The organism is Intestinirhabdus alba, from assembly GCF_009711095.1.
Classification (GTDB): Bacteria; Pseudomonadota; Gammaproteobacteria; order Enterobacterales; family Enterobacteriaceae; genus Intestinirhabdus; species Intestinirhabdus alba.
Window position 1 is genome coordinate 1 of record NZ_WMJZ01000160.1, and the last position, 385, is coordinate 385.

The window sequence follows — 385 nt, forward strand, 5'->3', positions numbered from 1 at the left end:
AGGGATAAGGGGCCGGTGACGCTTTCCGGCCTGCGGGTAAGCTGGTCGGCCAGGGTGAGCAGGAAATGGTGCTGCGGGGCAGCGCAGACCTGCTCTATTCCCCGGGCGAGCAGCGGCGGGATCATCCCGGCCAGGCGTTCAGCCAGCACGGGCGGGGTGCAGCCCGCCGGCAGCAGACAGCCCACCGACTGGATAATGCGTCCGGCCTGCTCTCCGGCGTGCGGATGCAGTGACCAGACGTATAAAGGCAGTTTCCAGCCCAGGGCGTTATAGCGAAGCGTCAGGGCATGGGAGACGCTGTCCATGGCATCCGCCGTTTTTGCGGCCTGGCTGCCATCCAGCCCGGAGGTCACCCATACGATGCCGTCTGCCGGGCGGCGGCGCA

At 67.5% G+C, this 385-nt stretch carries 1 pseudogene; it reads right to left on the reverse strand.

The window, feature by feature from the left end:
* Positions 1–385, reverse strand: a pseudogene (locus tag GJV78_RS23245) (ImcF-related family protein); the annotation flags it as partial.